The following is a 22,816-nucleotide window of genomic DNA, read 5'->3' as shown; positions in this document are numbered from 1 at the left end:
TTTGCGATTGTGATCTATATTTAACAAAGTGATGACATAAATGACGACTTTTAACACTGTTCAATGCGTGAATACTGGTTGTTAAGGCCGTCATTTATCTTGTCTGCGATATTAATAACTGAATAAAGATGGGATTAGCGCCGCGATTCTGCATAAGTATGTTGATTGTGACGGCTGCCATCCATACAGGAATGAATCGATGACGACGACAAGACTGAAGATTTCTAAAACTCTCCTGGCCGTAATGTTGACCTCCGCTGTCGCGACCGGTTCTGCATTTGCGGAAACCTCTACGCTGGATAAGGCACAGTCCAGCGCAGAAAGCGCGGGACAGAAAGTCGATAGCTCTATGAATAAAGTCGGTAACTTCATGGATGACAGCGCCATCACCGCAAAAGTGAAAGCGGCGTTGGTGGATCATGAAAGTATTAAGAGCACCGATATCTCGGTCAAAACCGATAACAAAGTGGTGATATTAAGCGGCTTTGTTGAAAGCCAGGCTCAGGCTGAAGAAGCCGTGAAAGTGGCGGAAGGCGTTGAGGGTGTGACCTCCGTCAGCGACAAACTGCATGTTCGCGACAGCAAGTCCGGCACGATGAAAGGCTATGCCGGGGATACGGCCACCACCAGCGAGATCAAAGCGAAACTGTTGGCGGATGACATCGTGCCTTCCCGCAAAGTGAAAGTCGAAACCACCGACGGCGTGGTGCAGCTCTCAGGAACCGTAGATTCTCAGGCGCAAATAGACCGTGCTGAAAGTATCGCAAAAGCGGTTGATGGTGTGAAAAGCGTCAAAAATGACCTGAAAACTCAGTAATTCGTCTTAATTCGCCCTCCCGACGTTTGTCGGGAGGCGCAATGTACACCACACTAAAAATATCGCGAATGAGCAACCTGAACGCTCATATCAAGCGGTCGACATTAACTATGGTAAAGGAGAAGCTTATGTTTCGTTGGGGCATTATATTTCTGGTTATCGCGTTAATTGCCGCCGCTCTGGGTTTTGGTGGACTGGCAGGCACCGCGGCAAGCGCAGCGAAAATTGTCTTCGTCGTCGGGATTGTCCTGTTCCTGATCAGCCTGTTTATGGGCCGTAAACGACCCTAGCACGTCACCCGTAATACCCATGATTCATGCTAAGCCAGTCCATCGGACTGGCTTTTACGGTTTTAGCTATCGCGAATTTGCGTTACTTTGTCATTCTATAAAATAAAACACAGGAAGGCAGAGGTGGGGCAGCGAATACCCGTGACGCTCGGCAATATTGCGCCATTATCATTAAACGCGTTCCGACCAGGCCGAATGGCTCTGGTGTGCGAGGGCGGAGGGCAGCGGGGAATCTTTACCGCTGGCGTGCTGGATGAGTTTATGCGCGCGAAGTTCAATCCATTCGACCTCTACCTCGGCACCTCTGCCGGGGCGCAAAACCTTTCTGCCTATCTCTGTAACCAGCCCGGCTATGGGCGCAAAGTTATTATGCGTTACACCACGAAGCGGGAGTTCTTCGATCCGGTGCGTTTTGTTCGCGGGGGGAACCTGATCGATCTCGACTGGCTGGTGGACGCGACATCCGGGCAGATGCCGCTGGCGATGGACACCGCCGCGCGTCTGTTCGATAGCGGAAAATCCTTCTATATGTGCGCCTGTCGTGGGGATGACTACACGGCGAACTATTTCTCGCCAACGAAGCAAAACTGGCTCGATATTATTCGTGCGACCAGCGCGATTCCGGGGTTCTACCGTACAGGCGTAGCGCTGGATGGCATCAATTATCTGGACGGCGGGATCAGCGATGCGATCCCGGTACAGGAGGCGGCAAAGCGTGGCGCGAAAACGATCGTGGTGATCCGCACGGTGCCTTCGCAAATGTACTATACGCCGCAGTGGTTTAAGCGCATGGAGCGCTGGCTGGGGGAGAGCAGTTTGCAGCCGCTGGTGAATCTGGTACAGCACCACGAAACCAGCTATAGCGCCATTCAGCGTTTTATTGAGAAGCCGCCGGGTAAGCTGCGTATCATTGAAATCTACCCGCCGAAACCGCTGCAAAGCATGGCGTTGGGCAGCCGTCTTCCTGCGCTGCGCGAAGATTACAAAATCGGACGCCTGTGCGGGCGCTATTTTCTGGCGACGGTGGGGAAACAGCTGACGGAGAAACCGCCGCTCTCCCGCCACACGCCGAAGATTTTCATTCCTGGCCCGGTGGTGGTGCCTCCGGCGGCGGTGGCCAACGATATGCACGTAGCAACGGTCAGCGGCGCAGCGCAGGCCAACGACACTACCTTCAATAATGAGGATCTGGCGTGAGTTGCCGATTTATCGACACGCATTGTCATTTTGATTTTCCGCCTTTCACCGGTGATGAAGCGGCCAGCATTCAGCGTGCCGCTGACGCGGGAGTTGGCAAAATCATTGTTCCGGCGACGGCTGCGGCCTGTTTTTCACGCGTGCTGGCGCTGGCGGAACGCTTCCCGCCGTTGTTCGCGGCGCTGGGGCTGCACCCTGTGTTTATTGAGCAGCACGCAGATGACAGTCTGGATCGCCTGCAACAGGCGCTGGATCAACGCCCGCAGAAAGTCGTGGCGGTAGGGGAGATCGGGCTGGATCTTTACCGCGATAATCCTCAGTTCGATGAGCAAGAACGGCTCCTGGAGGCGCAGCTTAAACTGGCGAAACGCTACGATCTGCCGGTGATCCTTCACTCGCGTCGCACCCATGACAAGCTGGCGATGCATCTCAAACGCCACGCCCTGGCGCGAACCGGGGTGGTACACGGTTTTTCCGGCAGTCTGCAACAGGCGGAACGCTTTGTTCAGTTAGGCTACAAAATTGGCGTTGGCGGCACGATTACTTATCCGCGCGCCAGTAAAACGCGTGATGTGATGGCGCAACTGCCGCTGGATGCATTGCTGCTGGAGACCGACGCGCCGGATATGCCGCTAAATGGTTTTCAGGGGCAGCCAAACCGCCCGGAACAGGCGGCACGGGTATTCAGCGAGCTGTGTGCGCTACGCAATGAACCCTCTGAGGTGATAGCCGAAACGCTGTATCGCAATACGGCGGCGCTATTTCGTCTCTGATTGCCGGATGCGACGCAAAAGCGTCTTATCTGGCCTACGGGCCGACATCATTTGTGGGCCGGATAAGGCGGCCAACGGGTCGACATCATTTGTAGGCCGGATAAGGCGCAGCCGCCATCCGGCGATTCATAAATATAAAGCTGGGAAAATCAGGTTATGCACCCCGTGCGCCCATAATGCGTTTGCCAGCTGTTGCACGTCGTCAGGCGTTGCGCCCGGCCACGCTTTTGCTTCGCCATACACCCCATGCGCATGGAAAGCGTTTAACCGAACGGGAATATCGCCCAGACGGGAGATAAATGCGGCCAGCGGCGCTATCTGTTGCAGGTAATCCACCTGACCAGGAATCACCAGCAGCCGTAGCTCGGCCAGCTTGCCATGCTCCGCCAATATCCTGATGCTGTGCTTGATCTGCGTGTTATCCCGCCCGGTAAGACGCTGATGGCAGGCGCTATCCCAGGCTTTTAGATCGAGCATCGCGCCATCACAAACGGGCAGCAGTTTCTGCCAGCCGGTTTCGCTCAACAGGCCGTTGCTGTCGACCAGACACGTCAGCGTACACAGCTGCGGATCGGCCTTGATCGCGGAAAACAGCGCGCAAATAAACGGTAACTGGGTGGTGGCTTCGCCCCCGCTGACGGTGATGCCTTCAATAAATGGCGACGCCTTACGGATATGGTCCAGCACTTCATCGATGCTCATCGTCTGCGCCATCGGCGTGGCCTGCTGCGGGCACATCCGCAAACAGGTATCGCACTGCTCGCAGACGTCAGCCTGCCACACCACTTTCCCCGCGCTGAAGCCCAGCGCCTGATGAGGGCACTGGGGAACGCACTCACCGCAGTCGTTGCAGCGCCCGATCGTCCACGGATTATGGCAATTCTTACAGCGCAGATTGCACCCTTGTAAGAACAGAGCCAGACGACTGCCGGGGCCGTCCACGCAGGAGAACGGTATGATTTTACTGACTAAACACTTCATCCTTCGAACTGCCTCTTTGTTGGCTGCACTTATTCACCCCAGTTACGTACTACGTGTACGTGACTGGGGGTTCATTCGCTTGCCGCCTCGATGCCTCTCGAATGATTTTGCGTTAGGAAGCGCATCTGCTGTTCATGACTTATTACGCGTGCTTGTCGTTCCAGAATGCGCGTATTGCGCGCGGCTTCTTCCCCCAGCCTGGTGGTGTTTGTCCGCGATCCCTCGGCGCGATATTTTTCCAGATCCGACAGGCGCACCATATACCCGGTAACGCGCACCAGATCGTTGCCGCTGACGTTGGCGGTAAATTCACGCATGCCGGCCTTGAACGCGCCCAGACAAAGCTGCACCAGCGCCTGAGGATTCCGCTTGATGGTTTCGTCCAGCGTCAGGATGTCGCTGATCCCGGCATGGTAGTGCGCATGATGGGGGGCGACGGTTTGCAGGTGGGTAATGGGGTCGGGTTCATCGCCGTACGGTAAACGCGCGCCCGGCGTCGTACCGATATCAGAGCTGATGCCTGACTGGGCATGCAGCATCGCCCGCTGTTTCCAGCCATGCTTAACGGGCGTGTTTGCGACGAAATCGGCCAACTGCGCGCTGATGCGATAGCCCAGCGCATTGGCCGCGTCGTCTTTCCCGTAGCGTGCGTTCATCCCCGCGTTTTCACACAGCAGGTTTACCGCTTCGGCCAGGCCATACATCCCAAACATCGGTACAAAACGTCCGGGATCAAGCAACCCTTCCTGCACCAGGAAGCTATTCTCAAAGAAATGTGACTGTTCATAGAGGAAGTCACATCGGGCATCAATGATGGCGATCTGCTGCTGGCAGTAGTGCGGTAGCGTGCGCGTAAAGAAGTCATCGACAGAGGTGCTGCGCTCTGCAACGGCTTTCAGATTGATCCTGACCAGCGTGCTGCCGCCGCCCGCAAGCGGCAGAGAGTTGTAACAACTGACGACGCCATATTGACCTTTTGTGAAAATTTTATCATTTACCGGGCCATTAGAAATATGAGGTTTGCTGCATTCACAAATGTTTTTAGCGACATCAAGCAGTAAATCATCCGGTGTGATATCGGGATCATAGATAAACGTCAGGTTAGGTGAAACCTGCTTTAACTCAGCATCGGCACGTAAAATAGCGCGGGTGACAGGCGTGTCGGCCGGGCCAATATTGGCATGCATAAAGGCGTCCGGCAGCGTTCTGTCGAGATAGCGCCAGAAACGTTTTATTCGAATATCGATCTCGTCTTGTGTTAGAATTTTAACATACGGCTGCAACAGCGCATCCAGTTGCCCCAGATAGACCGGCATCGATGTTACGGAAGGAACGTGATGGTAGAGGATGGTCAGCAAAGATAGCGCGTCATCCAGATCTTTTGCGCCTTCCAGTTCCAGCCACTGTGAGCCATTAGCCAGAAAACGGGCGTAATCGGGCAAAACATAACGAGGTTTGAACGGGGCATGACCTTCGAACATATCGCAGATAACCCCGTCGTCCAGCGCCTGGCGAGCCTCTGGTGGCAAGGCCGGATAAGGCAACGCGTTCTCAGCTTCCAGCGCCAGAAAATGGCGTTTTTGTTCGGGGCTGAGCACCGGACTGGTCACAATTTGCTGGCAACGATGTTGCAGCGCGGTTTCGCATGAAGTGGGCATCTTCGTTTCCTTTTTGTGCCGAAGGTTAAGCGCCATTGTAGGAAGTTGCGTGATGATGGCTTTTGATCAGGATGCGCCTGTTGCCCACTCGCGAGGCCGGGAAAGGTCATTTATTTGAAGTAGATCTCGTTACAGTAATGCAAATTTGTACGTAGTTTTCATTAACTGTGATGTATATCGAAGTGTAATGGCGAGCGGATGTTAGAATACTAACAAACTCGCAAGGTGAAATTTTATACCGGCGATGAGCCAGGAGAATGTAATGACTGATTTAACCGCAAGCAGCCTGCGTGCGCTGAAACTGATGGACCTGACCACCCTGAATGACGACGACACCAATGAAAAAGTGATCGCGCTGTGTCATCAGGCGAAAACCCCTGTTGGGAATACTGCCGCTATCTGCATCTACCCGCGTTTTATTCCGATTGCGCGTAAGACTCTGAAAGAGCAGGGCACGCCGGATATCCGCATTGCGACCGTCACCAACTTCCCGCACGGTAATGACGACATCGACATCGCGCTGGCAGAAACCCGCGCAGCCATCGCGTACGGCGCGGACGAAGTTGACGTGGTATTCCCGTACCGCGCGCTGATTGCCGGTAACGAGCAGGTGGGCTTCGATCTGGTGAAAGCCTGTAAAGACGCCTGTGCGGCGGCAAACGTGCTGCTGAAAGTGATCATTGAAACCGGTGAGCTGAAAGAAGAAGCGTTAATCCGTAAAGCATCTGAAATTTCCATCAAAGCCGGTGCGGATTTCATCAAAACCTCTACCGGTAAAGTCCCGGTTAACGCAACGCCGGAAAGCGCACGCATCATGATGGAAGTGATCCGCGATATGGGTGTTTCCAAAACCGTTGGTTTCAAACCGGCTGGCGGCGTGCGTACCGCTGAAGATGCACAGCAGTTCCTGGCCATTGCTGACGAACTGTTTGGTGCTGACTGGGCGGATTCCCGTCACTACCGTTTCGGCGCATCCAGCCTGCTGGCAAGCCTGCTGAAAGCGCTGGGTCACGGGGACGGCAAGAGCGCAAGCAGCTATTAAGCCTTATATTGCCGGAGTTGTAGTGACGTAGGCCGGATAAGGCGCAGCCGCCATCCGGCATCAATACGACTGCCGGGTGGCGCGTTGCTTACCCGGCCTACAATGGCCTTCTACTCTTTTCCCCTGGGGGTTACCGTGTTTCTCGCACAAGAAATTATTCGTAAAAAACGTGATGGTCATCCGTTAAGCGACGAAGAGATCCGCTTCTTTATCAATGGTATTCGTGATAACACCATCTCTGAAGGGCAGATTGCCGCTCTGGCGATGACCATTTTCTTCCACGATATGTCGATGCCTGAACGTGTGTCGCTGACCATGGCGATGCGAGATTCAGGAACCGTTCTGGACTGGAAGAGTCTCAACCTTAACGGCCCCATTGTTGACAAACACTCCACCGGCGGCGTGGGTGATGTGACTTCGCTGATGCTTGGCCCTATGGTGGCGGCATGCGGCGGCTACATTCCGATGATCTCCGGGCGCGGCCTCGGTCATACCGGCGGTACGCTCGACAAACTGGAAGCGATCCCGGGATTTGATATTTTCCCGGACGACAACCGTTTCCGCGAAATCATTAAAGACGTGGGTGTGGCGATTATTGGGCAGACCAGTTCGCTCGCACCGGCGGATAAACGTTTTTACGCCACCCGCGACATTACCGCGACGGTGGACTCCATCCCGCTGATCACCGCTTCAATCCTCGCGAAAAAACTGGCGGAAGGGCTGGATGCACTGGTGATGGACGTGAAAGTGGGCAGCGGCGCCTTTATGCCGACCTACGAACTCTCTGCGGCTCTGGCTGAAGCCATCGTTGGCGTTTCCAACGGTGCAGGCGTGCGCACAACTGCGCTGCTCACCGACATGAATCAGGTGCTGGCTTCCAGCGCCGGTAACGCCGTCGAAGTGCGCGAAGCGGTGCAGTTCCTGACAGGTGAATACCGCAACCCGCGTCTGTTCGACGTCACGATGGCGCTGTGCGTGGAGATGCTGATCTCCGGCAAGCTGGCGAAAGATGATGCTGATGCGCGAGTGAAACTACAGGCGGTGCTGGATAACGGCAAAGCGGCGGAAATCTTTGGTCGCATGGTTGCGGCACAGAAAGGGCCGAGCGATTTCGTTGAAAACTACGCGAAATACCTGCCGACGGCGATGCTCAGCAAAGCCGTCTATGCCGATACTGAAGGTTTTGTATCCGCGATGGACACTCGCGCGTTGGGTATGGCGGTGGTCTCAATGGGCGGCGGTCGTCGCCAGGCGTCGGACACCATTGATTACAGCGTCGGCTTTACCGACATGGCGCGTCTGGGCGACAGCGTTGACGGACAGCGTCCGTTGGCTGTTATCCACGCCAAAGACGAAGCCAGCTGGCAGGAAGCGGCGAAAGCCGTCAAAGCGGCAATCAGCCTTGACGACAAAGCGCCTGAAATTACACCGACAGTCTATCGTCGTATTACCGAATAGCTGTATACTGATCTGATCGCTTTTTTGCAGCGCAAGATGTATGGAGAACAAGATGAAACGTGCATTTATTATGGTGCTGGACTCCTTTGGTATTGGTGCAACTGAAGATGCGGATCGCTTTGGCGACGTAGGTTCAGATACCCTGGGCCATATTGCAGAAGCCTGCGCCAGGGGCGAGGCCGACAATGGCCGTAAAGGCCCACTGAATTTGCCTAACCTGACCCGCCTGGGCCTGGTGAAAGCGCATGAAGGTTCTACCGGTAAAATTGCTGCGGGTATGGACGGCAATGCGGAAGTGATTGGCGCGTACGCGTGGGCGCACGAGCTCTCTTCCGGTAAAGATACCCCGTCTGGTCACTGGGAAATTGCGGGTGTTCCGGTTCTGTTTGACTGGGGCTACTTCAGCGACCACGAAAACAGCTTCCCGCAGGAACTGCTGGATAAGCTGGTAAAACGCGCCAACCTGCCGGGTTATCTCGGTAACTGTCACTCTTCCGGTACGGTCATTCTGGATCAGTTGGGCGAAGAGCATATGAAAACCGGTAAACCGATTTTCTATACCTCCGCTGACTCCGTATTCCAGATCGCCTGCCATGAAGAGACCTTTGGGCTGGATAAACTGTACGAACTGTGCGAAATCGCCCGTGAAGAGCTGACCGAAGGCGGCTACAACATTGGCCGCGTTATCGCGCGTCCGTTTATCGGCGATAAGGCCGGTAACTTCCAGCGTACCGGCAACCGTCACGATCTGGCCGTTGAACCGCCGGCGCCGACCATCTTGCAGAAACTGGTCGACGAGAAAAAAGGGCATGTGGTTTCCGTCGGTAAGATTGCGGATATCTACGCCAACTGCGGCATCACCAAAAAAGTGAAAGCCACCGGCCTGGACGCGCTGTTCGACGCCACCCTTAAAGAGATGAAAGAAGCGGGCGACGAGACGATCGTCTTTACCAACTTTGTTGATTTCGACTCATCCTGGGGGCATCGCCGCGACGTAGCGGGCTATGCTGCGGGTCTGGAGCTGTTTGACCGTCGTCTGCCGGAACTGATGGAACTGGTCGGTGAAGATGACATTCTGATCCTGACCGCCGACCACGGTTGCGACCCGACCTGGACCGGTACGGACCATACTCGCGAGCACATTCCGGTGCTGATTTATGGCCCGAAAGTGAAAGCGGGCTCGCTCGGTCACCGTGAAACCTTCGCGGATATCGGTCAGACGCTGGCAACGTACTTCGGTACGTCGCCGATGGACTACGGCAAAAACATGCTGTGATGCAATTGCCCGGTGGCGCAAGCTTACCGGGCCTACGGTTTTGTAGGCCTGATAAGGCGTAGCCGCCATCAGGCAATAACAACGAGATAAGGATAAAAGATGGCAACTCCACATATTAACGCAGAAATGGGTGATTTCGCTGACGTCGTTTTGATGCCGGGCGACCCGCTGCGTGCGAAGCACATTGCTGAAACTTTCCTTGAAGACGTGCGTGAAGTGAACAACGTTCGCGGCATGTTAGGTTTCACCGGGACGTACAAAGGCCGTAAGATCTCAGTCATGGGTCACGGTATGGGTATCCCGTCCTGCTCCATCTATACCAAAGAGCTGATCACCGATTTCGGCGTGAAGAAAATCATTCGTGTCGGTTCCTGCGGTGCGGTACGCAACGATGTGAAACTGCGCGATGTGGTGATTGGTATGGGTGCCTGCACCGATTCCAAAGTTAACCGTATCCGCTTCAAGGATCATGATTTTGCGGCGATCGCTGACTTTGACATGGTGCGCAACGCGGTAGACGCGGCGAAAGCGCTGGGAGTTGACGCACGCGTGGGCAACCTGTTCTCCGCCGATCTGTTCTATTCTCCTGACGGCGAAATGTTCGACGTGATGGAAAAATACGGCATCCTGGGCGTGGAAATGGAAGCGGCAGGTATCTACGGCGTAGCGGCTGAGTTTGGTGCGAAAGCGCTGACCATCTGCACCGTGTCTGACCATATCCGTACTCACGAGCAGACCACTGCCGCTGAACGTCAGACGACCTTCAACGACATGATCAAAATCGCGCTGGAATCTGTTCTGCTGGGCGATAAAGCGTAAAAAAGAAGGGGGCACTTTGCCCCTTACGCCTGATGGCGCTTCGCTTATCAGGCCTACAAAATATTTTACGTGATTTGTAGGTCGGGTAAGGCCTGGCCGTCACCCGACATAAATGCTGCACAATCCTTTGTCAGCACTCTGAAGGGGCAGCTTGCCCCTTTTTCCTGCCTGTTTATTTACCGCCCTTTGGCGATTAATGCGTTAGCAACTCCCAGCTTAAATTACTCTCCATCTCAGTATTGTCGCTGACGTTACGGAACTGCTTTTCGTTCAGCACTGGCGTTAGCGTTAACGTAAAGTTCAACTGCTGCCCGCGCGCGGCTTCATTGTTCTCGATAGCGATAATGGCTTCGTTATTGTGCAGCAGCTGTGTATCGGCATGGCCGTCTGCGGGAATGAACTCATTGCGATCGGTTGTTTTCCCGATCATATAGCTGCGGCCATCCAGTATCATTTGGCTGGCTTTCAATGCCAGCCCCCCGCCGTTACCGAAAAGAAATCGCCCTTGTGGGCCTGCGGCGCCATGTACAAATAGCGCCATCACCTGTGGTTGCGGGCAATAGATGCTGACATTGATATCGCGTGAGGGCATTTTAAACCAGTTTTGCTGTGAGCCGACGTTGTCATTTCGCTGCATCGGGGGAAAGGCTACGGTAGCGCGAGAGAGCGATACCTGGCAGTTCTCGTCTGCCCATGCTATGCGTGACCCCAGCGCTGCTAACGTACATAATGCAATGATCCACTTTCCGTATGACTTCATTGGCAAATACCCTCCGCCGTTTCGTAAAACGCCTCTTTATTCTGCACATTGCTTAATGTGTAAGTGATTTTGCAGATACGGTTCATATTGTCATCAACGCTATAGAGCGTTGGCGTTTCGTCAATATTGCTAATAAAGACGCGGCCGCTGTCCACTGCGCTGACCAGGTAGTTTCCTTTTTCATCAACAACAGACGTGCCTTTAGGAAGCCAGGATCCATCCTGCTGTTTTATCTTCAGCATGACGCGACGGGTGTTTAGCACGTTAAAATCCAGGTCGCTGACGGTGGCATGAGCGGGCACCAGTAGCTTTGTTCCGTTAGCCAGATCCATATTTTTGGGCAGCGTATTTGCGTTCACCTCAATACGTGACTTACGCCACTCCGTCAGCCCTGGCACCACGGCCTGCCCCCAGAAATCTGTCCAGACCGGGCCTTGCGGCGTTGCGATTTCGATGCCGCTTTCCGGTTCGCTCAGGTGGGCAATGCCAAAGGTATCTTTAATGGTATAGGGAGAGAAGGTTACCCCCTGGCGATGCAGGGCAATGCCGCCCGACAGCATTGCGCTGTAGGTACGCTGATCGTCATTGTTGGTTGTTGCACCAACGCTCATCTGCGTGTAGTGCAGGTTGCTGTTGATGTTGCCGTTGAGGGTGTTGAGATCGTTTCCGATATCGCGATCCGCCGAAACGGAATAGCTGGTATTGTCGCTGAGAGGGCCACTGCTGCGTAAGCCATATGTCGTTCGGTCGCCCTGATTACGCATATATGCGTTAATCGACTGCGACTGGAAAGGAATGTTGAGGTTGATGTAAAACACATCATCGTCATAGCTGTCATCGTTGATGTCGTCATTATCGTTATCGTTGCTAACAGAGTGCTGCCAGTTCACGTTTATTGACGCGTATTTAAATGTTTTTCCCCATGAAAAACTCACGTAACTGGAGTCTTCATAATCATCCGTGGCCTGATTATAGCTATAGGCTAACGAGAAGGTTCCTGCTGTTCTGCCGCTCCAGTTTACATTGGCGCTATAGCTGCTTTGATAGCTTGCGCTGTCGTCGTCCATCGCCTCGGACAACTCACGATAGTCGTCAGAATAACGCGCGGTGCTGACCCCAACAGAGACATGGCCGGGAAGTGTCAGCTGGTTTTGAATTTCCGCCTTTATGCCGCTGCGCGTATCACCGAAGGATTCACGGCTGCCCAGCAGACTGGCAAATACTTGCCATTTCTCGTTTGAGCTCCACTCCAGCATTGCGCCGCTTGCCTGATAATCCTCGGCAAGAACCCCTGCCGCCAGCAAACTTGTTTGTGGGGTAAGGCGCCAGCCGTCTGAAATGTTATATACCCAGGGGTCGCTGTAATCGCTGTCGACGTTGCGCACCTGGCCTACTGACATCATAAGCCCTTGTGGTCGCGGAAGGCCGTTCAGGTTGATTGAGGAGGCAGGTACGATGAAACTGGTTGTGACGTTGTCGGTTTCGACGATGCTGACCTGAAGATCGGCGTTATTTAACAGGATAGGGACATTGTCCAGCCTGAATGCCCCCGCGTTTACCAGCGTGGAATAAACAAGCTGCCCCGCCTGGCGGACTTCTACTCGCGCCTGGTTCGTGCGGGCAATCCCCGTCACGGTGACGCCTGAATTATCAGAGGTCATGCTGGACTCGGGGAGTAACTGAATGCCGCTGAGGGATGTTCCAGAAAACAGCGCCGATCTGGAGCTGATCTGCCCAACCTGGACACGCATCTGTTGCGCTTCAAAAACGTGTTCGCCATAAGTGAATAAATTTTTAGCGCTGCGATCGCCGTCAGAGTCCAGCAGAAAATAGCGGCTGCGCAATGCCCAGTTGGCCAGATTGGCACCCGCTTCGAGATCGCCCTGCGTGTAGTTATGGCTGTCGCCGCCGTTGTATTCATTTCGCGTGGAAAACAGGCTGTAGTTGAGCAGCCCGGCGCTGCCGCCGTGGCTATAGTTTTTCTCCCGGGACGCGCTATTTTCCAGTGCGTCGGGCGGGACAGTTAACTCCAGCATCTCCTTACCGGGAAGGGACTTTATGACGGCGGAGGGATAATCTTTTTGCAGGTCATGACAGTGTTCTTGCAGGGAGATCCCCAGAGGACGTAGCCCGATCGCTGTCAGAAAATCGTCATCTACGCAGAGTTGCCCTTGTTCGTCAAATTTGGCGCCCAGCGAACCTTTTTCTGACCCGTTTACGTTGATTAGAACGCTATGTACACCGGGCAAAAAACGCGGCTCTTCTGCGAAGTAATTTGCGATATTTTTACTGATGCCGCGCGTATTGAGTATATCGGTACTGAACGTTACCTCACGGGCTAACGCCGTTGAGGTTAATAACGTACATGAATATAACGCGATCTGAATATGGCGAGACAGCAGGTTGATTCCTTTCATATACACTTACTTTGTCCCCGTTTTTTATTGATTATGGTGTTAACGGCGCAGTGAAATTGGGTATGTCGATGCCGTAGCGGCTGGCTGGGAAGAAGCGTACAGATTGATCGGAAATGATGGATTTCTTGACGGTTACATCCAGAACTTCTCCGGGTAAAATATAGGTTTTTGCGATTTCCCCGGCCGTTTGCGAAGGTAAAAAAATCACCTGTTGCGCCAGACGCACCACATAGGCGGAAGGGTTGCTGACTTTAATATGCTGCCCGGAGCCGGACCATTTCAGCAGCTTCCACGCATCGGTGACGACCGGTAAATTTTTGGGGCGAATTAATACCGGCAGATCCTGACGCAAATTGAAGTTAACTTTCATTGCGCCTTTAGACACGCCTGATGGCGGGATGCCTTCAAAGGTGACGCGTTTATAGTGCTCTTTGGTTAGCGGGGCGCTGCTTTCCATAATAAAGCGGACCTGCTGTTCCTGACCGGGTTCCACGCGTACGACGGGCTGGGTGACGTTGACGGTGATACCACTGTCATCTTTTACATCTTCTATTGTGGTGTACAGCAACATCGGAACCGTATCGCTGTTTTTGACATTTATCGTTCCGCCATTATGGCTTTCTTCAATAACCAGTAGCGTGGAGGCGGGAACCATTCCTGCCGCATAAGCCTGAGATAAAGGTAAACAGAGAAGCGTGGCGGCAAATATATACGCTTTAACGGTACAAGATTTGTCAGACATTATTGTAATTCCTTCTATTGGAAAAACTCCCCACCCATCCATGTAGGGAGTTGTTGTACAGATATGATTAATAACGATGTGATTAGATATATCTCAGGGTAATGGTGGCGGAACCTGAAATATCGGTATCATCGCTAATGGCCAGTTTGGTGGTATTATCTACAGCCAGAGAAACCTTAAGCGGATAAGTTGCATTGCTATAGGCTGCTGGTTCCAGCGTGCCTTTGGCGCCGACGGTGATGATATCCTGCGTCCCTTCTTGGTTCCGAAAAGAAGTTGCCGTTGTCGCCTTAGCCCACGAACCCATACTTGCGGCGGCGCCTATAATATAGTCAACGTCAAAGGTGTCTTCGCCATTGACGGCTTGCGCGTTTGCTGCCTTGGCAGAATCGATGGATACGGCATAGGCGCCAATGTTGACATTGCCTGCTGTTTTACCTACGCCGAATGAGACTCCTTTACCTTTAATGATGCCGGTTATCCAGATCTCTGCGTTGCTATCCGCTTTGTTATCGGTCAGCGTCCAGCCTACTTTTGTGGCGCTGGGGCACTCGATGACCAGATCGGTGTCTTTCGTGGCGATATCGTTGACGGCCGTTGAGCTAAGGTCGCTGATCAGATGCGAGCCGAAATCAAGTGCGTTGCCGCCGTTGACAGTCGCGGTACAGCCACCGACCAGCAGTTTCCCCGTTACGCGCAGTTCAGTAGTGGAGCCATCGGCCGCCCATGCGTTAGACATGGTCAGTGCCGCGATTGCGGTGGCAAGAAGTGCTTTTTTCATTTGTTGATCCTTAACTTGAATTGTGTGATGGTACGAAAAGGCATGTTACTTGCCTTCTGAATACGTTTTATATCAACCAGATAGCTATGGAATATGGTTGGGATAGAGTTATATTTCAGAAGTAATATATTATCTGGACACAGCAGACAGTGGTTTTAGTTTTATTTAAAACTGATTTCTGGTGATTTTTGTTATTTTTTGTTTTAGAGTTGCTGCTATTTTGTATGCGGTTGGAATATGGCGAGAGTGTATGTTTATATATTCACGCGGTGAATATTATTGATAAATAATATGCCAGCCTGAGTGTTAATCGGCAGGCTTTTAATGCATTGCTGATGGTTATTGAGAAAGTAACGTGCCGCCCTTGTTAAGGGTAAACGGGCACGTCCTGGAGAGGGTTAACGCACCGCCCGCGCAATCCACGCCGACAATTCCCGTAGCTCTTTTTCCTGCTCTGGAAAATCGACTAACAGCGCATCACACTCCTGTTGCAGCATATCCGCACGGTACAGACACCCCTGTAAACGGCCCGCCAGCGCTTCCAGCGGCGCAGGATTAAGGCTGTCGGTAAAAACCTGAGTGCGCGTGATGTGCCCTTTTTCAACGTCGAAGTGCAGTTCAACGCCGCCCCAGATAAAGCGTTCGTCCAGAAGATGCGTAAAAGCTGGCGCCTGGCCGAAGTTCCATTCCCAACTGCTCTGGCGAGCAAACGTTTCGGCAAAATTGGGCAGATCCGGCGTTTTATCTGGAGAGATTATTTCGGCTTCCACGCGTTCGCCGTAGTGGCTGAAGAACGCCTCGGTAATGGCGTCGCAGATGTGTTCATGGGTAATACCAGGCAGCAGTTCGACCAGATTGGCGACGCGCCCGCGTACGGAAGCGATCCCTTTGGCCTGTAATTTTTTCTTATCAGGATTGAGGTAGTTCGCCAGACGGCTGAGATCGGCATTCAACAGCAATGTGCCGTGGTGGAAGCCGCGATCTTTGGTTTCCCGATAGGCGGAGCCGGAAACCTTGCGGTCGCCTTCCGGCGTTTTCACCACCAGATCGTTACGACCGGAAGCCTCTGCGGTAACGCCCAGCGCGTTCAGCGCATTGAGCACTATCGCGGTGGAGATCGTTTTGTCGTACTCCGGCTTCCCGGCCATAAATGTAAAACAGGTATTGCCGAGATCGTGGAACACCGCGCCGCCGCCGCTGCTGCGACGCGCCAGCCGGACATTGTCTTCTTCCATGCGCCGGGTGTTGCACTCTTTCCACGGGTTTTGCGCCCGCCCGATGACGACCGTATCAGCGTTGCGCCACAGGAACAAAACGCGCTGTGTCGCGGGCATCTGGCGAAAAATACACTCTTCAACCGCCAGGTTGAACCAGGGATCGTAAGAGTCAGAGATAAGCAGACGTAATGTCGTCATGGCAGTATTCCTTTTCGTGGTCTCAACTATATTAACGACAAAGCGGCGGCTATCCTATGGTTCTTTCTTCTCGCTCTCTTCCTCTTCCGGTACGGATTTACTGGCGGTGAGCAGGAAAGGCGATTGCTGCCAGCGCGTGCGTTTGCCCTGTAGCAAGGTGCGCGTGAGCACCACGCCAATTGCCAGTGACAGGAGCAGCATCAGGCGTAAAATGTTGGTGGTGTTATCGACCTGTTTCGCTTCGGTCGCCAGCGTATGCGTATCCAGCGTCAGGCGCAGATAGCCCAGCGGGCCATTTTTACCCTGAATAGGTTCGACAATCTGCTGATTAAAATAGCCGCCCGCTTTTTTACCGTCCAGCGCCAGCCTGTCGCGCACATTGACGCTTTCGCCTGCGCGCGTAATGAGATCGCCTTGCTCGTCGTAGACACCGGCATCCAGAATGCGGCTCTCTTCCGTTAGCTGGCGGAGTACGACGGCGATCCGCTTCTCATCCGGCGTTTCGGTGCGCATCAGCGGCGCGATATTTAAGGTCACCTGGCGCGCCAGCGTGCGGGCCAGTTCTTCGAGCTGCGGATTGCGCTGCCGTTGATGGTTTTGACTGAACCAGGACGCCCCCTGCATCAGCCCGACGAGCAGTGCGAGACAGAACAATACAATCACTGCACGATGAAGCCGGAATTTCAGTTTTGCGCGAGCCATATTCCACCTGCTGAAAATTTGAGGCTTAATGTTGCCAGAAGCGATGGTTACAGGGTAGCCTCATGCGTTATTTTCCCCAGGATGATTCCCGACCCGAACGATTTTACAGGAGCTTTAATGCCTAACATTACCTGGTGCGATCTGCCTGAAGATGTTTCTTTGTGGCCTGGTTTACCCCTTTCATTAAGTGGTGACGAGGTGATGCCACTGGATTACCACGCAGGCCGTAGCGGCTGGCTGCTGTACGGTCGCGGGTTGGATAAGCAGCGCTTAACGCAGTACCAGAGCAAGCTGGGCGCGGCGATGGTGATCGTGGCGGCCTGGTGCGTCGAAGATTATCAGGTGATTCGTCTGGCGGGTTCCTTAACGCCGCGCGCGACGAAGCTGGCGCACGGTGCCGGGCTGGACGTCGCGCCGCTGGGCAAAATTCCGCATCTGCGTACGCCAGGCCTGCTGGTTATGGATATGGATTCGACGGCGATTCAGATCGAATGCATCGATGAAATCGCGAAGCTGGCCGGGACGGGCGAAATGGTTGCGGAAGTCACGGAACGCGCGATGCGCGGCGAACTGGATTTTACCGCCAGCTTACGCAGCCGTGTGGCGACGCTGAAAGGCGCGGATGCCGATATTCTGCGCCAGGTGCGCGAGAATTTGCCGTTGATGCCGGGTCTGACGCAACTGGTGCTGAAGCTGGAAACGCTCGGCTGGAAAGTGGCGATCGCCTCCGGCGGGTTTACCTTTTTTGCGGAATACCTGCGTGAAAAGCTGCGTTTAACCACGGTGGTGGCGAACGAGCTGGAGATCATCGACGGGAAATTTACCGGCAATGTCATTGGCGATATCGTCGATGCCCAGTACAAAGCTAACACGCTGACCCGACTGGCGCAGGAGTATGAAATTCCCGTGGCGCAGACGGTGGCGATTGGCGATGGCGCTAACGATCTGCCGATGATCAAAGCGGCCGGGCTGGGGATTGCGTACCACGCCAAACCGAAAGTGAATGAAAAGACGGAAATCACGATTCGTCACGCTGATCTGATGGGGGTGTTCTGCATTCTCTCCGGCAGTATGAATCAAAAATGATTGAATTGCCCGATGGCGCAGGGCCTACGGGAAAGTGACTGTAGGCCGGATAAGCGCCAGCGCCATCCGGCAACTGCATGAAATAAAGAGGTAAACCGTGGCAAAAGCTCCAAAACGCGCCTTTGTTTGTAATGAATGCGGGGCCGATTATCCGCGCTGGCAGGGGCAATGTAGCGCCTGTCATGCCTGGAACACCATCACCGAGGTGCGTCTTGCCGCGTCGCCAACGGTGGCGCGTAATGAGCGACTCAGCGGCTATGCCGGTAACGCAGGTGTGGCAAAGGTGCAGAAATTGTCTGACATCAGCCTTGAGGAGCTGCCGCGTTTTTCCACCGGGTTTAAAGAGTTCGACCGTGTGCTGGGCGGCGGTGTCGTGCCCGGCAGCGCCATCCTGATTGGCGGCAACCCCGGTGCGGGGAAATCCACGCTGCTGCTGCAAACGCTTTGCAAACTGGCCGAGCAGATGAAAACCCTGTACGTCACGGGCGAAGAATCCCTGCAACAGGTAGCGATGCGCGCGCATCGGCTGGGATTGCCGACGGCTAACATGAATATGCTGTCAGAAACCAGTATTGAACAGATCTGCCTGATTGCGGAAGAAGAACAACCGAAGCTGATGGTGATCGACTCCATCCAGGTGATGCATATGGCGGATATCCAGTCCTCGCCGGGCAGCGTGGCCCAGGTGCGTGAGACGGCCGCTTATCTGACGCGCTTTGCCAAAACGCGCGGCGTGGCTATCGTGATGGTTGGTCATGTGACCAAAGACGGCTCGCTGGCAGGCCCGAAGGTGCTGGAGCACTGCATTGACTGCTCGGTGCTATTGGATGGCGACGCTGACTCCCGTTTTCGCACGCTGCGTAGCCATAAAAACCGTTTTGGCGCGGTAAACGAGCTGGGCGTTTTTGCGATGACGGAGCAGGGGCTGCGTGAAGTCAGCAACCCGTCCGCAATTTTCTTAAGCCGTGGCGATGAGGTGACTTCCGGCAGTTCGGTCATGGTGGTGTGGGAAGGGACGCGCCCGCTGCTGGTAGAGATTCAGGCGCTGGTCGATCACTCGATGATGGCGAATCCGCGTCGCGTGGCGGTCGGTCTGGAACAAAACCGTCTGGCGATCCTGCTGGCGGTGCTGCACCGTCATGGCGGATTGCAGATGGCCGATCAGGATGTATTCGTCAATGTCGTGGGCGGCGTGAAGGTCACGGAGACCAGCGCGGATCTCGCGCTATTGCTGGCGATGGTCTCCAGCCTGCGCGACAGGCCGCTGCCGCAGGATCTGGTGGTGTTTGGCGAAGTGGGGTTGGCAGGGGAAATTCGCCCGGTGCCCAGCGGTCAGGAACGTATTTCTGAAGCGGCTAAACACGGTTTCCGCCGCGCTATCGTACCGGCTGCCAACGTGCCGAAAAAGCCGCCGGAAGGGATGCAGGTTTTTGGCGTTAAAAAGCTTGCGGATGCGTTAAGTGTGTTTGACGACTTATAATCATCTGTATGCACTGATGTTGTATAATTTGCCGGATAGCGACGCCGGCCTACGGATTGATGTTGTAGGCCTGATAAGCGAAGCGCCATCAGGCATTGTTACGCGTTTTTTAGCAGGAGGCTCTTGTGTCATCGTTCGACTATCTCAAAACCGCGATCAAGCAAAAGGGGTGTACCCTGCAACAGGTGGCGGATGCCAGCGGCATGACCAAAGGGTATTTGAGCCAACTTCTGAACGCGAAGATTAAAAGCCCCAGCGCGCAAAAGCTGGAGGCGCTGCATCGTTTTTTGGGGCTGGAGTTTCCCCGGCAGCGGAAAAACATCGGCGTGGTGTTTGGCAAGTTCTACCCCCTGCATACCGGGCATATCTATTTGATTCAGCGCGCCTGTAGCCAGGTGGATGAACTGCATATCATTATGGGTTATGACGATACCCGTGACCGCGAACTGTTTGAAGACAGCGCCATGTCGCAACAGCCTACCGTGTCGGATCGTCTGCGTTGGCTACTACAGACCTTTAAATATCAGAAGAATATTCGTATTCATGCCTTCAATGAGGAAGGGATGGAGCCGTACCCGCATGGCTGGGATGTGTGGAGCAACGGCATCAAAGCCTTTATGGAAGAGAAGGGGATTCAGCCCAACTGGATCTACACGTCCGAGGAAGCCGATGCGCCGCAGTATCTCGAACACCTGGCTATTGAAACGGTGCTGGTCGATCCGAAACGAACCTTTATGAGTATCAGCGGGGCGCAGATCCGTGAAAACCCGTTCCGCTACTGGGAATACATTCCGACGGAAGTGAAGCCCTTTTTCGTGCGCACCGTGGCGATATTAGGCGGGGAGTCGAGCGGGAAATCCACGCTGGTGAACAAGCTCGCCAATATTTTTAATACCACCAGCGCGTGGGAGTACGGGCGCGACTATGTCTTCTCGCATCTGGGCGGTGACGAGATGGCGTTACAGTATTCTGATTACGATAAGATCGCGCTGGGCCATGCACAATATATTGATTTTGCGGTGAAATACGCCAATAAAGTGGCCTTTATCGATACCGATTTCGTTACCACGCAGGCCTTTTGTAAAAAATACGAAGGGCGCGAGCATCCGTTTGTACAGGCGTTGATCGATGAATACCGCTTTGATCTGGTGATCCTGCTGGAGAACAATACGCCCTGGGTCGCGGATGGGTTACGGAGTCTGGGCAGTTCGGTGGATCGTAAAGAGTTCCAGAATCTGCTGGTGGATATGCTGCGGGAGAACAACATCAATTTCGTCCACGTAGAAGAGGCCGATTACGATGGTCGATTTTTGCGCTGCGTGGAGTTAGTGAAAGAGATGATGGGCGAGCAGGGTTAAGCCTGAAGCGCCGGATGGCGGCCTACAAGGTGTAGGCCGGATAAGTCTGTAGGCCGGATAAGCGTAGCGCCATCCGGCATCTGATACATTACTTGGCGATACGTTTGTACTTGATACGCTTCGGCTCCAGCGCGTCGGCGCCCAGCGTGCGTTTCTTGTACTCTTCGTACTCGGTGAAGTTACCTTCGAAGAACTCCACTTTGCCTTCATCCTGGTAATCCAGAATGTGCGTGGCGATACGGTCGAGGAACCAACGGTCGTGCGAGATAACCATTGCACAGCCCGGGAACTCCAGCAGGGCGTTTTCCAGCGCGCGCAGGGTTTCGATATCCAGGTCGTTGGTCGGTTCATCGAGCAGTAGCATATTGCCGCCAACCTGCAACAGCTTCGCCAGATGCAGACGACCGCGCTCACCGCCGGACAGTTCGCCCACGCGTTTACCTTGATCGACGCCTTTGAAGTTAAAGCGGCCCACATAGGCGCGGCTTGGCATTTCGGTGTTGCCGATCTTCATGATATCCAGCCCGCCGGAAACTTCTTCCCACACGGTTTTGCTGTTATCCATCGCGTCACGGAACTGGTCAACGGAAGCCAGTTTTACGGTTTCCCCCAGCGTGATGGTGCCGCTATCCGGCTGTTCCTGACCGGACATCATGCGGAACAGGGTGGATTTACCCGCGCCGTTCGGACCAATGATGCCGACAATCGCGCCTTTTGGTACTGAGAAGCTGAGATCGTCGATCAGCAGGCGATCGCCGTAGGATTTACGCAGGTTGCTGACTTCAACGACCTTGTCGCCCAGACGTGGTCCAGGTGGAATAAACAGTTCGTTGGTTTCGTTACGTTTCTGGTATTCGGTGCTGTTCAGCTCTTCAAAGCGCGCCAGACGGGCTTTGCCTTTAGACTGGCGGCCTTTAGCACCCTGACGCACCCACTCCAGCTCTTTCTCAATGGATTTACGGCGGGCCGCTTCCTGAGAGGCTTCCTGCGCCAGACGCTGATCTTTCTGTTCCAGCCAGGAGGAGTAGTTGCCTTCCCACGGAATCCCTTCGCCACGGTCAAGTTCGAGGATCCAGCCCGCCACGTTGTCGAGGAAGTAACGGTCGTGGGTAATCGCCACAACGGTGCCTTCGAAGTCGTGCAGGAAGCGTTCCAGCCACGCGACGGATTCCGCATCCAGGTGGTTGGTCGGTTCGTCGAGCAGCAGCATGTCCGGTTTTTCCAGCAGCAGACGGCACAGCGCGACGCGGCGGCGCTCACCACCGGAAAGATTCGCGATTTTGGCATCCCAGTCCGGCAGACGCAGGGCGTCAGCGGCGCGCTCCAGCTGTACGTTCAGGTTGTGGCCGTCATGCGCCTGGATGATCTCTTCCAGCTTGCCCTGTTCGGCGGCCAGCTTGTCAAAGTCCGCATCTGGATCGGCGTACAGCGCGTACACTTCATCCAGACGTTTCAGGGCGCCGACCACTTCGGCCACCGCCTCTTCGATCGATTCGCGAACGGTGTGTTCAGGGGTGAGCTGAGGTTCCTGCGGCAGGTAGCCAATTTTGATGCCTGGCTGTGGGCGAGCTTCGCCCTCAATATCTGTATCGATGCCAGCCATAATGCGCAGCAGGGTAGACTTACCGGCGCCGTTCAGACCCAGTACGCCGATTTTCGCCCCAGGGAAGAAGCTCAGCGAGATGTTTTTCAAAATATGACGTTTCGGCGGAACCACTTTGCCGACACGATGCATGGTATAAACGAATTGAGCCACGTTGGACT

The 22,816-nt window shown here is 54.3% G+C and carries 20 protein-coding genes; 11 read left to right on the top strand and 9 right to left on the bottom strand.

Features of this window, described 5'->3' with window-relative positions; all coding sequences use genetic code 11:
- Positions 1-199 precede the first annotated feature (199 nt).
- The 4 genes from osmY (at position 200) to OGY62_RS19080 (ending at position 3,077) form a co-directional block, all read left to right on the top strand.
- Positions 200-817, top strand: coding sequence for a molecular chaperone OsmY (gene osmY, locus OGY62_RS19095; protein WP_012134200.1), 618 nt, complete (start codon positions 200-202; stop codon positions 815-817).
- A 128-nt stretch (positions 818-945) separates the two neighbouring features.
- Positions 946-1,107 carry a DUF1328 domain-containing protein gene (locus OGY62_RS19090; protein ID WP_047459078.1) on the top strand — a complete coding sequence of 54 codons (162 nt, stop codon included), beginning with the start codon at positions 946-948 and terminating at the stop codon, positions 1,105-1,107.
- A gap of 123 nt (positions 1,108-1,230) precedes the next feature.
- Positions 1,231-2,304 (top strand): patatin-like phospholipase family protein, encoded by a 1,074-nt coding sequence (locus OGY62_RS19085; protein ID WP_286460407.1) that lies wholly within the window; start codon positions 1,231-1,233, stop codon positions 2,302-2,304.
- Positions 2,301-3,077 carry a metal-dependent hydrolase gene (locus tag OGY62_RS19080; RefSeq protein ID WP_130028307.1) on the top strand — a complete coding sequence of 259 codons (777 nt, stop codon included), beginning with the start codon at positions 2,301-2,303 and terminating at the stop codon, positions 3,075-3,077. Before OGY62_RS19085 ends, OGY62_RS19080 begins: the two co-directional genes overlap by 4 nt.
- A gap of 126 nt (positions 3,078-3,203) precedes the next feature.
- Here the strand turns inward: OGY62_RS19080 and OGY62_RS19075 are convergent, their stop codons facing one another.
- Complete coding sequence (locus OGY62_RS19075; RefSeq protein ID WP_286460406.1) at positions 3,204-4,058, bottom strand: YjjW family glycine radical enzyme activase; 855 nt, start codon at positions 4,056-4,058, stop codon at positions 3,204-3,206.
- A gap of 71 nt (positions 4,059-4,129) precedes the next feature.
- The gene (locus OGY62_RS19070) at positions 4,130-5,716 is read right to left on the bottom strand and encodes a YjjI family glycine radical enzyme (protein ID WP_286460405.1); all 1,587 of its coding nucleotides are present in this window, start codon (positions 5,714-5,716) and stop codon (positions 4,130-4,132) included.
- Positions 5,717-5,978: 262 nt separating this feature from the next.
- Here OGY62_RS19070 and deoC point away from each other — a divergent pair, with 262 nt between their 5' ends.
- From deoC to deoD, 4 genes are all read left to right on the top strand, one after another.
- Positions 5,979-6,758: a deoxyribose-phosphate aldolase gene (deoC, locus tag OGY62_RS19065; RefSeq protein WP_024130733.1), complete on the top strand. Its 780-nt coding sequence runs from the start codon at positions 5,979-5,981 to the stop codon at positions 6,756-6,758.
- Positions 6,759-6,893: 135 nt separating this feature from the next.
- Positions 6,894-8,216, top strand: coding sequence for a thymidine phosphorylase (gene deoA / locus OGY62_RS19060; protein WP_024130732.1), 1,323 nt, complete (start codon positions 6,894-6,896; stop codon positions 8,214-8,216).
- 52 nt (positions 8,217-8,268) lie between these two features.
- Positions 8,269-9,492, top strand: a complete 1,224-nt coding sequence (gene deoB / locus OGY62_RS19055) for a phosphopentomutase (protein WP_024130731.1) — start codon at positions 8,269-8,271, stop codon at positions 9,490-9,492.
- Between the two features lie 99 nt (positions 9,493-9,591).
- Positions 9,592-10,311: a purine-nucleoside phosphorylase gene (deoD, locus tag OGY62_RS19050; RefSeq protein WP_012134191.1), complete on the top strand. Its 720-nt coding sequence runs from the start codon at positions 9,592-9,594 to the stop codon at positions 10,309-10,311.
- Positions 10,312-10,504: 193 nt separating this feature from the next.
- Here the strand turns inward: deoD and OGY62_RS19045 are convergent, their stop codons facing one another.
- The 6 genes from OGY62_RS19045 to OGY62_RS19020 all read right to left on the bottom strand — a co-directional run bounded on the left by OGY62_RS19045 (position 10,505) and on the right by OGY62_RS19020 (position 17,128).
- On the bottom strand, positions 10,505-11,071 hold the full coding sequence (locus OGY62_RS19045; protein WP_071257487.1) for a DUF1120 domain-containing protein: 567 nt from the start codon (positions 11,069-11,071) through the stop codon (positions 10,505-10,507).
- Positions 11,068-13,488 (bottom strand): fimbrial biogenesis outer membrane usher protein, encoded by a 2,421-nt coding sequence (locus OGY62_RS19040; protein ID WP_286460404.1) that lies wholly within the window; start codon positions 13,486-13,488, stop codon positions 11,068-11,070. The genes OGY62_RS19045 and OGY62_RS19040 overlap by 4 nt, the downstream gene beginning before the upstream one ends.
- A 31-nt stretch (positions 13,489-13,519) precedes the next feature.
- Positions 13,520-14,230 (bottom strand): fimbria/pilus chaperone family protein, encoded by a 711-nt coding sequence (locus OGY62_RS19035; RefSeq protein WP_047459060.1) that lies wholly within the window; start codon positions 14,228-14,230, stop codon positions 13,520-13,522.
- A gap of 82 nt (positions 14,231-14,312) precedes the next feature.
- Positions 14,313-15,011, bottom strand: coding sequence for a DUF1120 domain-containing protein (locus OGY62_RS19030; RefSeq protein WP_286460403.1), 699 nt, complete (start codon positions 15,009-15,011; stop codon positions 14,313-14,315).
- Positions 15,012-15,409: 398 nt separating this feature from the next.
- A complete protein-coding gene (gene lplA / locus OGY62_RS19025; protein WP_012134186.1) occupies positions 15,410-16,426 on the bottom strand; it encodes a lipoate--protein ligase in 1,017 nt (338 codons plus the stop codon).
- A 54-nt stretch (positions 16,427-16,480) separates the two neighbouring features.
- On the bottom strand, positions 16,481-17,128 hold the full coding sequence (locus OGY62_RS19020) for a YtjB family periplasmic protein (RefSeq protein WP_012134185.1): 648 nt from the start codon (positions 17,126-17,128) through the stop codon (positions 16,481-16,483).
- Positions 17,129-17,245: 117 nt separating this feature from the next.
- Between OGY62_RS19020 and serB the strand changes: the two genes are divergently transcribed.
- The 3 genes from serB (at position 17,246) to nadR (ending at position 21,052) form a co-directional block, all read left to right on the top strand.
- Positions 17,246-18,214 carry a phosphoserine phosphatase gene (gene serB, locus OGY62_RS19015; protein ID WP_047459052.1) on the top strand — a complete coding sequence of 323 codons (969 nt, stop codon included), beginning with the start codon at positions 17,246-17,248 and terminating at the stop codon, positions 18,212-18,214.
- A gap of 97 nt (positions 18,215-18,311) precedes the next feature.
- Positions 18,312-19,694, top strand: a complete 1,383-nt coding sequence (gene radA, locus OGY62_RS19010; RefSeq protein ID WP_024130728.1) for a DNA repair protein RadA — start codon at positions 18,312-18,314, stop codon at positions 19,692-19,694.
- 125 nt (positions 19,695-19,819) lie between these two features.
- On the top strand, positions 19,820-21,052 hold the full coding sequence (gene nadR / locus OGY62_RS19005) for a multifunctional transcriptional regulator/nicotinamide-nucleotide adenylyltransferase/ribosylnicotinamide kinase NadR (RefSeq protein ID WP_012134180.1): 1,233 nt from the start codon (positions 19,820-19,822) through the stop codon (positions 21,050-21,052).
- Between the two features lie 88 nt (positions 21,053-21,140).
- Here nadR and ettA read toward each other — a convergent pair whose 3' ends face one another.
- Positions 21,141-22,808, bottom strand: coding sequence for an energy-dependent translational throttle protein EttA (gene ettA, locus OGY62_RS19000; RefSeq protein ID WP_071257493.1), 1,668 nt, complete (start codon positions 22,806-22,808; stop codon positions 21,141-21,143).
- Positions 22,809-22,816 lie beyond the last annotated feature (8 nt).

The organism is Citrobacter sp. CK198 (genome assembly GCF_030333295.1).
GTDB lineage: Bacteria > Pseudomonadota > Gammaproteobacteria > Enterobacterales > Enterobacteriaceae > Citrobacter_B > Citrobacter_B koseri.
The sequence above is the reverse complement of the archived record's forward strand: the minus strand, read 5'-3'. Positions and strand labels throughout refer to the sequence as shown.